The 10,595-nt window shown below is 65.0% G+C and carries 10 protein-coding genes; 8 read left to right on the top strand and 2 right to left on the bottom strand.

All coding sequences use genetic code 11. The features are described 5' to 3' along the window. The first annotated feature begins 157 nt into the window (after positions 1 to 157). From tsaB to IAE39_RS27795, 5 genes are all read left to right on the top strand, one after another. A complete protein-coding gene (tsaB, locus tag IAE39_RS27815; protein WP_201207683.1) occupies positions 158 to 832 on the top strand; it encodes a tRNA (adenosine(37)-N6)-threonylcarbamoyltransferase complex dimerization subunit type 1 TsaB in 675 nt (224 codons plus the stop codon). A 131-nt stretch (positions 833 to 963) separates the two neighbouring features. Further along, positions 964 to 1,254, top strand: a complete 291-nt coding sequence (locus IAE39_RS27810) for a hypothetical protein (protein ID WP_201207682.1) — start codon at positions 964 to 966, stop codon at positions 1,252 to 1,254. A gap of 3 nt (positions 1,255 to 1,257) precedes the next feature. Continuing rightward, a complete protein-coding gene (locus IAE39_RS27805) occupies positions 1,258 to 2,127 on the top strand; it encodes a DUF72 domain-containing protein (protein WP_201207681.1) in 870 nt (289 codons plus the stop codon). 31 nt (positions 2,128 to 2,158) lie between these two features. Continuing rightward, entirely contained in the window at positions 2,159 to 2,989 is an 831-nt protein-coding gene (locus tag IAE39_RS27800; protein ID WP_201207680.1) for an isocitrate lyase/PEP mutase family protein, read from the top strand. Continuing rightward, a complete protein-coding gene (locus tag IAE39_RS27795) occupies positions 2,989 to 3,678 on the top strand; it encodes an extensin-like domain-containing protein (protein ID WP_201207679.1) in 690 nt (229 codons plus the stop codon). The genes IAE39_RS27800 and IAE39_RS27795 overlap by 1 nt, the downstream gene beginning before the upstream one ends. A 2-nt stretch (positions 3,679 to 3,680) precedes the next feature. On the opposite strand, the gene IAE39_RS27790 is transcribed toward IAE39_RS27795, so the two are convergent. Continuing rightward, a complete protein-coding gene (locus IAE39_RS27790) occupies positions 3,681 to 4,301 on the bottom strand; it encodes an energy transducer TonB (protein WP_201207678.1) in 621 nt (206 codons plus the stop codon). Positions 4,302 to 4,404: 103 nt separating this feature from the next. On the opposite strand from IAE39_RS27790, the gene IAE39_RS27785 reads away from it, so the two are divergent. Beyond that, positions 4,405 to 5,181: a class I SAM-dependent methyltransferase gene (locus tag IAE39_RS27785; RefSeq protein ID WP_201207677.1), complete on the top strand. Its 777-nt coding sequence runs from the start codon at positions 4,405 to 4,407 to the stop codon at positions 5,179 to 5,181. 320 nt (positions 5,182 to 5,501) lie between these two features. On the opposite strand, the gene IAE39_RS27780 is transcribed toward IAE39_RS27785, so the two are convergent. Beyond that, a complete protein-coding gene (locus IAE39_RS27780; RefSeq protein WP_201207676.1) occupies positions 5,502 to 6,143 on the bottom strand; it encodes a TetR/AcrR family transcriptional regulator in 642 nt (213 codons plus the stop codon). Between the two features lie 156 nt (positions 6,144 to 6,299). Between IAE39_RS27780 and IAE39_RS27775 the strand changes: the two genes are divergently transcribed. Both IAE39_RS27775 and IAE39_RS27770 read left to right on the top strand, forming a co-directional pair. Further along, positions 6,300 to 7,400 (top strand): efflux RND transporter periplasmic adaptor subunit, encoded by a 1,101-nt coding sequence (locus IAE39_RS27775; RefSeq protein WP_201207675.1) that lies wholly within the window; start codon positions 6,300 to 6,302, stop codon positions 7,398 to 7,400. Positions 7,401 to 7,406: 6 nt separating this feature from the next. Beyond that, complete coding sequence (locus IAE39_RS27770; RefSeq protein WP_201207674.1) at positions 7,407 to 10,472, top strand: efflux RND transporter permease subunit; 3,066 nt, start codon at positions 7,407 to 7,409, stop codon at positions 10,470 to 10,472. The last annotated feature ends 123 nt before the right edge of the window (positions 10,473 to 10,595 follow it).

The raw sequence follows: 10,595 nt of genomic DNA, 5'->3' as shown, positions 1-10,595 counted from the left end.
ATTTTGGGGCCGCTTTGCGGCCCATCGCGACGCAAGGCCGCTCCTACAGGGATCGCGTCAGGCCGAGAGCATTGCCCGCACAGCGCCCCCTTCGGGACACAACGCCCCCGCTGCTCTATACTGCCGCTCTTTTCATTCGCACCTGGATACCCGTTCGATGACCACCCTGCTGGCCCTGGATACCGCCACCGAAGCCTGTTCCGTCGCGCTGTTGCATGACGGCAAGGTAACCAGCCATTACGAGGTGATCCCGCGCATGCATGCCCAGAAGCTGCTGCCGATGATCAAGCAGCTGCTGGCCGACGCCGGCGTGGCGCTGAATGCACTGGATGCCATCGCTTTTGGCCGTGGCCCGGGCGCGTTCACCGGTGTGCGTATCGCCATCGGTGTTGTCCAGGGCCTGGCCTTCGCTCTTGAACGCCCGGTGCTGCCGGTCTCCAACCTGGCCGCGCTGGCACAGGGCGCGTTGCGCGAACACGGTGCGCAGCAGGTGGCAGCAGCCATCGATGCACGCATGGATGAAGTGTACTGGGGCTGCTACCAGGCCACGGCCGGCGAAATGCGCCTGGTCGGCCGCGAGGCAGTATTGCCACCCGAGCAGGTAGCACTACCCGAAGGTAGCAATGGCGAGTGGTTCGGCGCCGGTACCGGCTGGGGCTACGCCGAGCGCCTGGCGGTGCAGGTCGCGGCGAGCAATGCCAGCGCCTTGCCCAACGCGCTGGACGTACTCAGCCTGGCCAGCTTCGCCTGGGCACGCGGCGAGGCAATCGCCGCCGAGCAGGCGCAACCGGTCTACCTGCGCGATAATGTTGCTACGCCCAAGAAGCACTGAGTGCTGTTCGTCGGTTAGCGTTGGCGCAACCAAAACCTTCTGTGCGATCTGTGGTCCAGTTATCACTTAAGCATTAGCGACGGAACCCTGATGCTGCTAAATTGCCATCATTGGTCCTGAGTGCTCATGCCATGCGTATCGACGGTTTCTCATCGCAGTCCTACCCGATCAAGCGCGCCCCGCGCAAGGCAGCGGTGCGTGACGAGGCCATCGATGACGCCGAGCTGATCGAAGAAACCGAAGCTGCTCCGCAGCAAGCCACCGCCCCCCGTCGCAGCGGTGGCCTGCCAGCCCGCCAGCAGGACATGGTGTTCCCCCGCGCCCGGGACCGGCGCACCGCCAACGCACTGGCCAGCTACCTGAGTACCGCCGGTTTTACCGACTGGGACATGGAAGTACTGGGGCTCGACCTGTACATTTGATGGATGAGTCCATCACCATTGCCTTACTTTCTCGGTTGCCCGTCATGGAGTGAAAACGCCTGGCGCGACTACCTTTACCCCGCCGACGCCACCACCGGCCAGATGCTGGGCTTCTACAGCCAGGTGTTCAATGCGGTCGAGGGCAACACCACGTTCTATGCACGGCCCGCGGCAGGCACCATCGCCCGCTGGGCGCAGGTGATGCCCGGGCATTTTCGTTTCACCGCCAAGTTCCCCCGCGATATCAGCCACGAAGGCGACCTGCGCGATCAACTTGAGCCTGCCTTTGACTTTACCCGCCTGATGGCCCCACTGGGCCAGCGCGTGTCGCCGTACTGGCTGCAGTTGCCGGCCCAGTTCGGCCCCGCACGCCTGGGCGAGCTTTGCCATTTTCTAGATCAGATAGCCGTGCCGGTGGCCGTGGAAGTGCGCAACCAGGCGTTTTTCGCCAAGGGGGAAGAAGAGCGCTTGCTCAACCGCCTGTTGCACGAGCGCGGCGTCGAGCGCATCTGCCTCGACCCGCGCGCGCTGTTCAGCTGCACCTCACGCGACCCTGCCGTGCTGCACGCGCAATCGAAGAAGCCCAAGGTACCGCCGCGCCCCGCAGCCTTCAGCCAGCACCCGCAGGTGCGCTTCATCGGTCATCCCGAACTGGACGCCAACGAGGCGTTTCTCACCCCTTGGGTGGATAAGGTGGCCGGCTGGATCGAGGAAGGTCGCAGCCCCTACATCTTCCTGCATACCTCGGACAACCGCCTGGCAGCGGCACTCGCCCAGCGTTTTCACCAGCGGCTGATGGCGCGGTTGCCGGGGCTGGCACCTTTGCCGGAATTGCCGCGCGCCCGCGAGGTCGAACAACTGGGGCTACTCTGACCACTCCCTGACCCTGCCGGAGATTGTGACCATGGATGTGCAAACCCTGCGAGCCGAAGCCTTCAAGGCCTTGCATGAGCGTGACGGTGCGTTCGTCATCCCCAACCCATGGGATGCCGGTTCCGCCAAGCTGCTGGCCAGCCTGGGCTTTGAAGCGCTGGCCACCACCAGCGCCGGCCTGGCCTTCAGCCTGGGCCGCCCGGACGCTGAGGGCGCCTTGAGCCTGGATGACACCCTGGACAATGCCGGTGAGATTGTCGATGCCACGCCGTTGCCGGTGGCGGCCGACCTGGAAAACGGCTTTGGCGACCTGCCGGAAGACTGCGCGCAGACCATCTTGCGTGCGGCCGAAGTCGGCCTGGTGGGCGGTTCCATCGAAGACGCCAGCGGCCGCAGCGATGCGCCTATCTATGATTTTGGCCTGGCTGTGGAGCGCGTGCGCGCCGCCGTGCAGGCTGCCCGTAGCCTGCCGTTTCCGTTCACCCTGTGCGCCCGCGCAGAAAACCTGCTGCACGGGCGCATGGACCTGGATGACACCATCCTGCGCCTGCAAGCCTATGCCGAGGCTGGCGCTGACGTGCTGTATGCCCCCGGGCTTCGCACTGCCGAGGAAATCCGCGCGGTGGTGCAGGCTGTCGCACCGCGGCCAGTCAATGTGCTGATGGGCATGGCCGGCGTGCCGCTGAGCGTCAACCAGCTGCAGGACCTGGGCGTACGCCGCATCAGTGTCGGCTCGTCGCTGGCCCGTGCGGCACTGGGGGCCTTGCACCGGGCCGCGCTGGAAATTCGTGATGAGGGCACCTTTGGCTACGGCGAGCAGGCATTGCCGTTCGCCCAACTCAACGACCTGTTCCGCCGCTGATGCGGGTGGCGCTGGTGCTGCTAGCCGGCCTGCTGTTGGTGGCTGGCCTGGCCTGGCACTTCGGCTGGCGCCTGCCCGCAGCGTGGAACCCGTGGGCGCCGTTGGACGTGCGCCAACCGCCCAACCTGCTGACGTCCTACAAACTGTCGCGCCTGCGCGATGACCCGGGGTTGTGCCGCCAGGCCCTGGAAACCAGCCAGCTACGCTACCGCGCACAGGCTGACAGCCCGGCCTCGGCCAATTGCCCGTTGCAAAATGTATGGCGTATCGAAAGTGGCCAGGCGCGGCTCAGCAGCAGCTTTCTGGCAAGTTGCCCGTTGGCGGTGGCTTATGCGTTGTTCGAAAACCATGGCTTGCAGCCAGTCGCGCAGCGGGTGCTGGGCCAGCGGGTGACGCAGGTCGATCACCTGGGCAGCTTTGCCTGTCGCAACGTCTACCACCGCAAGCAGGGGCGCCTGAGCCAGCACGCAACGGCCAATGCCTTGGACATCAGCGGTTTTCGCCTGCAGGACGGCCAGCACATCGTATTGGCGCGTGACTGGCAGGCGGGCGGACAGAAGGCGGAGTTTCTGCGTGAGGTGCAGCAAGCGGCCTGCGAAAGCTTCAGCACGGTATTGGGGCCGGACTACAACGCCGCGCACCACAACCACTTTCATCTCGACATGGGGCGCTGGCAGGTCTGTCGCTAGCCTCAGGCGTAGGCGCGTACGTTGTTCAGCACCACCGGGCGTGCCCAGTGGGTGTCGAACTCCAGATCGTTCTGCTGCTTGGCCAGAGTGGCGTCGTCGAATGGTTCCGGGGCCGGGTCCAGCAAGTTGGTCTCAAACTCGGCGATGGGCAGGAACAGCGAGCGCGGGGTGGGGCCCGGGCCCGGCTCGGCGATCGGCTGGCCCTGGCTCATCACCACCGGGCGCAGCCAGCTGTTGTTGATGTCCAGCTGGCGTTGCTGCTCGATCAGTTCCATGGCGCTGAACGGCTCCGGGGCCGGCGGCAGGAACTTGGCTTCCAGTTCAGCCTTGGGCAGGAACAGCGGCTCGGGCGGCGCTACTACGGTGTCCTGCACCGGGCAGGCGCGTTGCGCGTCGATCATGGCCAGCGCGCGGGCGCCGCCGATCGGTTCGCCGCTGTCCTGGTCGTACTGCACGAACGACTGGCTCATGCTGTCTACCGGCTCTTCCTGCTGCTCGGCCACGGCCCGGGCAAAAAAATCCTGCCACAGGTGGCTGACGCCCCCGAGTGCCTGGGTGTTGTGCTGACTGTAGTTGCCGACTGGCGACAAATAGGTCAAGCCGATGGGAAGAGTGTCTGACATGGCAGTCGCGCGCGTTGTGCTCTGGCAGAATAGCGGGATATTGCCTGTATCGGCCCTGATGGCCGTTACATGAGGGGCTGGGTTCAATTTCTAGGTGTGAAAGATGGAAGAGCAGGGCACAGGTATCCGGGTCGAGGCGCTGTCGGCTGAATTCGAGGCGCAGGCCGCCGCGTGGGCCGAGCGCCTGGCGCTGCCATTGCAGGACGATGATGCCGGGTTTGCCGTGCAGGTGGGCGTTGATGGCTTGCAGATCCAGCAATTGGGCCCGCAGGCACCGGGGCCGGTGCGCGTGGACTTTGTCGAAGGGCAGGCTGCGCATCGGCGCCAGTTTGGCGGTGGCAACGGGCAGATGATTGCCAAGGCCGTGGGTATTGCCCAAGGCGTGCGGCCGCAAGTGCTGGATGCCACGGCAGGGCTGGGCAAGGACGCGTTCGTGCTGGCCAGCCTGGGCTGCCAGATGACCCTGATCGAGCGCCAGCCGCTGATTGCCGCGCTGCTGGAGGACGGCCTGGGGCGCGCCCGGCTGGATGAAGAAGTGGGGCCGATTGTGGCTCGCATGCGCCTGCTGACCGGCAATGCCATCGAACGCATGCGCAGTTGGGAAGGTGAGGCGCCGCAAGTGATCTACCTCGACCCGATGTTCCCGCACCGCGACAAGAGCGCGCTGGTGAAAAAGGAAATGCGCGTGTTCCGGCCCTTGGTCGGTGATGACCTGGACGCCCCGGCCCTGCTCGAAGCCGCCCTGGCGCTGGCCAGCCACCGGGTGGTGGTGAAGCGGCCGCGCAGGGCGCCGATTATCGAAGGGCCGAAGCCGAGCCATAGCCTGGAGGGCAAGTCGAGCCGGTATGACATTTATCCGAAGAAGGCCCTGAAGGCCTGATCGGCTGTACCGGCCCCTTCGCGGCTAAAGCCGCTCCCACAGGGATATCGCAGGTTTCAAGCACTGTACGGTACCTGTGGGAGAAGGCCCTGAAGGCTTGACCGGCTGTACCGGCCCCTTCGCGGCTAAAGCCGCTCCCACAGGGATATCGCAGGTTTCAAGCACTGTACGGTACCTGTGGGAGAAGGCCCTGAAGGCTTGACCGGCTGTACCGGCCCCTTCGCGGCTAAAGCCGCTCCCACAGGGATATCACAGGTTTCAAGCACTGTACGGTATCTGTGGGAGCGGCTTTAGCCGCGAAGAGGCCAGCACAGGCTGACTCAGGCCTTGAACGCCCGGATGAACAACTCCACCACCTCGCGCACATGCGCCGCGGCCTCATCCCCCTCCAGTGGCCCCGCACAGCCCAGTAACAACCGGTAATCCGGTGCACCTTTCACGAGGCAGAAGAAGTGCTCCGCCGCCCGCAGCGGGTTGTCGATACGCAGCAACCCACGCTCATCCGCCCCGCGCAGCAGCGCTTCCATCCCGGCCAGCACGCGCTTGGGCCCGGCCTCGTAGAAATACTCGCCAAAACTCGGGTCCAGGCTGCCCTGGGCCATGATCAGGCGGCTGAGCTTGACCGCTTCGTCGCTGCTGATCAGCGCCTGGAAGCCGCGGGCGATGGTCAGCAACACATCTTCCACCGGCGCCCCTTCGGGGTACTCGAACAGCAAGTCGGGCAGTTGCAGCTGACAAGTGGCCATTACTGCGGAGCAGAACAGCGTCTGCTTGTCGGTGAAGTGGCTGTACACGGTGAGCTTTGAAACACCTGCCGCCGCAGCGACCGCATCCATGCTGGTGTTGGCGTAGCCAAGGCTTAAGAACAGCGACTTGGCCGCTTCGAGAATCGCCTCGCGCTTGGCCAGGTCCTTGGGCCGGCCCGGGCCGATGGGTGCGTCGTTGGACATTGTGGTCTGCATCTGGTTGAAGAATCACCATCTTAACGGGTCGGGCACCACGGCCCCAACCCATGCCCCTGCAAAAACCACCCCGCACACACTTCCCGGCATCGGTAACCTGACTTAATATACCCGCCAGTACAAATATTCGAAGTGCCCTCCGCGAAAGGATTCATCATGTTGCGCCATGCCTTGTCCATCGCTTTGCCTGCCGCCGCTGCCCTGCTTCTGGCGGCGTGCGGCCAGGAAGCCGCCCCGCCTGCCGCGCCACGCCCGGCGCTGGTGGTGCAGCCGCAGCCGGCCGCCGCCGCTGCCGACAGCTACCCCGGTGAAGTGCGCGCGCGTTTCGAGCCGGAGCTGGCGTTCCGCATTGGCGGCAAGGTCAGCAAGCGCCTGGTCGAGGAGGGGCAGCGGGTCAAGGCTGACCAGCCGCTGGCCGAGCTGGACCCACAGGACGTGCGCCTGCAACTGGAAGCCAACCGTGCCCAGATGGCCGCCGCCGAGGCCAACCTGTCGCTGGTGCGCGCCGAGCGCGACCGCTACCAGAAGCTGCTGGACCGGCAGATGGTCAGCCACTCCCAGTACGACAATGCCGAAAACCTCTACCGTGCAGGCCTTGCCCGCCTGAAGCAGGCCAAGGCCGAATTCGACGTGGCCGGCAACCAGGCCGAATATGCCGTGCTGCGCGCACCGCAGGCCGGGGTGATTGCCAAGCGCCAGGTGGAAGTGGGCCAGGTGGTCGCCGCCGGGCAGACCGTGTTCACCCTGGCTGCCGATGGCGAACGGGAAGTTGCCATCAGCTTGCCGGAGCAACAGTTCGCCCGCTTCGCCGTGGGCCAGGCGGTGAGCGTGGAGCTGTGGTCGCACCCGCAGGAGCGCTTCCAGGGGCGTATCCGCGAGCTGTCGCCGGCCGCCGACCCGCGCTCGCGCACGTTCGCGGCGCGCATCGCCTTCACTACAGCAGCCACACCGGCCGAACTGGGCCAGAGCGCCCGGGTGTTCATTGCCCATGAAGGGCTGATCCCGTTGGCGGTGCCGCTGTCGGCCATCACGGCAGAAAACGGCCAGGCCTATGTCTGGCGGGTGAACAAGGACAGCCGCCTGGAGCGGGCCGTGGTGCGCCTGGGTGCATATGGCAGCGAAAGCGTGCCGGTACTCGAGGGCCTGGCCCCGGGCGACTGGGTGGTTGCCGCCGGGGGCCATGTGTTGCGCGAGGGCCAGGAAATACGCCCCGTGGACCGCAGCAACCGTGTCGTGAACCTGACGGCCAAGGAGTAAGTCCCGATGGGTTTCAACCTTTCTGCCTGGGCGCTGCGCAACCGCCAGATCGTCCTGTTCCTGATGATTTTGCTGGCAGCCATTGGCGCCATGTCCTACACCAAGCTCGGCCAGAGCGAGGACCCGCCATTCACCTTCAAGGCCATGGTCATCCGCACCCTGTGGCCGGGTGCGACTGCCGAGGAAGTGTCGCGCCAGGTGACCGAGCGCATCGAGAAAAAGCTGATGGAAACCGGCGAGTACGAGAAGATCGTCTCGTTCTCCCGCCCCGGCGAATCGCAGGTCACTTTCATGGCCCGCGACTCGCTGCATTCCAAGGACATCCCCGAGCTGTGGTACCAGATCCGCAAGAAGGTCGCGGACATCCGCCACACCTTGCCGCCAGAGATCCAGGGGCCGTTCTTCAACGACGAGTTCGGCACCACCTTTGGCAATATCTATGCGCTGACCGGCGAAGGTTTCGACTATGCCGTGCTCAAGGATTACGCCGACCGTATCCAGATCCAGCTGCAGCGGGTCAAGGACGTGGGCAAGGTCGAGCTGATCGGCCTGCAGGACGAGAAGGTGTGGATCGAGCTGTCCAACCTCAAGCTGGCCACCCTCGGTGTGCCGCTGGAGGCGGTGCAGCAGGCCCTGCAGGAGCAGAACGCGGTAAGCACCGCCGGCTTCTTCGAAACCCCCAGCGAGCGCCTGCAACTGCGCGTGAGCGGTCGCTTCGACAGTGTCGAGCAGATTCGCCAGTTCCCCATTCGCGTGGGTGACCGCACCTTCCGTATCGGTGATGTCGCCGACGTGCACCGTGGCTTCAACGACCCACCCGCACCGCGTATGCGCTTCATGGGCGAAGATGCCATTGGCCTGGCGGTGTCGATGAAGGATGGCGGCGACATCCTGGTGCTGGGCAAGGCCCTGGAAGGCGAGTTCGACCGCCTGTCGCACAACCTGCCGGCCGGCATGGAGCTGCGCAAGGTCTCGGACCAGCCGGCGGCGGTCAAGGCCGGTGTGGGCGAATTCGTTCAGGTACTGGTCGAGGCGCTGGTCATCGTGTTGCTGGTGAGCTTCTTCTCGCTGGGCCTGCGCACCGGCCTGGTGGTGGCACTGGCGATCCCGCTGGTACTGGCCATGACCTTTGCCGCCATGCATTACTTTGGCATCGGCCTGCACAAGATATCGCTCGGTGCACTGGTGCTGGCCCTGGGCCTGCTGGTGGACGACGCGATCATTGCCGTGGAAATGATGGCGATCAAGATGGAACAGGGCTACGACCGCCTCAAGGCAGCCAGCTATGCCTGGACCAGTACCGCGTTCCCGATGCTCACCGGTACCCTGATCACTGCGGCAGGCTTCCTGCCGATTGCCACTGCAGCTTCCAGTACCGGTGAATACACCCGTTCGATCTTCCAGGTGGTCACCATCGCCTTGCTCACCTCGTGGGTAGCGGCCGTGGTCTTCGTGCCATACTTGGGCGAACGCCTGCTGCCGGACCTGGCCAAGCTGCATGCCGCCCGCCATGGCAAGGATGGCCACGCACCAGACCCGTACGCCACGCCGTTCTACCAGCGCGTACGGCGGGTGGTGGAGTGGTGCGTGCGGCGGCGCAAGACGGTGATCCTGCTGACCATCGCCGCATTTGTCGGCAGCATTTTGCTGTTCCGCTTCGTGCCCCAGCAGTTCTTCCCGGCCTCTGGGCGGCCAGAGCTGATGGTCGACCTGAAACTGGCCGAAGGCGCTTCGCTGGCCAATACCGCCGAGCGGGTCAAGCAACTGGAAGCGCTGCTCAGGCAGCAGGACGGCATCGACAACTACGTGGCCTACGTGGGCACCGGTTCGCCGCGTTTCTACCTGCCGCTGGACCAGCAACTGCCGGCGGCCAGCTTTGCCCAGTTCGTGGTGCTGGCCAAGTCGATGGAAGACCGCGAGCGCCTGCGCAGCTGGCTGATCAACACCGTTGACCAGCAGTTCCCCGACTTGCGCGCCCGCGTTACCCGCCTGGAAAACGGCCCGCCCGTGGGTTACCCGGTGCAGTTCCGGGTCACCGGCGAGCACATCGAAAAAGCCCGTGCCCTGGCCCGTGAAGTGGCCGACAAGGTGCGCGAGAACCCGCATGTGGTGAACGTGCACCTGGACTGGGAGGAGCCGAGCAAGGCGGTGTTCCTGGAGATCGACCAGGACCGTGCCCGCGCGCTGGGCGTGAGTACCGCGCACTTGTCGAGCTTCCTGCAAAGTTCGCTGATCGGCACCACCGTCAGCCAATACCGCGAGGACAACGAGCTGATCGAAATCCTGCTGCGCGGTACCCAGCAGGAGCGCAGCGAGCTGGGCAACCTCGGCAGCCTGGCGTTGCCGACCGACAACGGCCAAAGCGTGGCGCTGTCGCAGGTGGCGACCCTGGAGTACGGCTTTGAAGAAGGCATCATCTGGCACCGCAACCGCTTGCCGACGGTGACCGTGCGTGCGGATATCTACGACAAGGAGCAGCCGGCGACGCTGGTGAAGCAGATCGAGCCGACCCTGCGGGACATTCGCGCCAAGCTGCCCGATGGCTACCTGCTGGAAGTGGGCGGTACGGTGGAGGACTCCGAGCGCGGGCAGAAGTCGGTGAATGCCGGCATGCCGTTGTTCATCGTGGTGGTGCTGAGTTTGCTGATGATCCAGCTGCGCAGCTTCTCGCGCACGGTGATGGTGTTCCTCACCGCACCGCTGGGGCTGATTGGCGTGACCCTGTTCCTGCTGGTGTTCCGCCAGCCGTTCGGCTTTGTCGCGATGCTGGGTACCATTGCCCTGGCGGGGATGATCATGCGCAACTCGGTGATTCTGGTGGACCAGATCGAGCAGGACATTGCCGCAGGGATGGAGCGTTGGCAGGCGATCATCGAGGCCACGGTACGGCGCTTCCGGCCGATTGTGCTGACCGCGCTGGCGGCGGTGCTGGCAATGATCCCGTTGTCACGTAGCGTGTTCTACGGGCCGATGGCGGTGGCGATCATGGGGGGGTTGATCGTGGCCACGGTGCTGACCTTACTGTTCCTGCCGGCGTTGTATGCGGCGTGGTTCAGGGTGAAGAAGGGCTGAGCAGTGCAGGGGAGGGCTTTGCCCTCCTGTTGCGTGATCCTGTGGGGGCGGGTTCACCCGCGAAGAATCCAGCACAGTGCATGGCACCGGCTGCGCCGGTGTTCGCGGCTAAAGCCGCTCCTA

Source organism: Pseudomonas sp. S37 (assembly GCF_016658545.1).
GTDB lineage: Bacteria > Pseudomonadota > Gammaproteobacteria > Pseudomonadales > Pseudomonadaceae > Aquipseudomonas.
The sequence above is the reverse complement of the archived record's forward strand: the minus strand, read 5'-3'. Positions and strand labels throughout refer to the sequence as shown.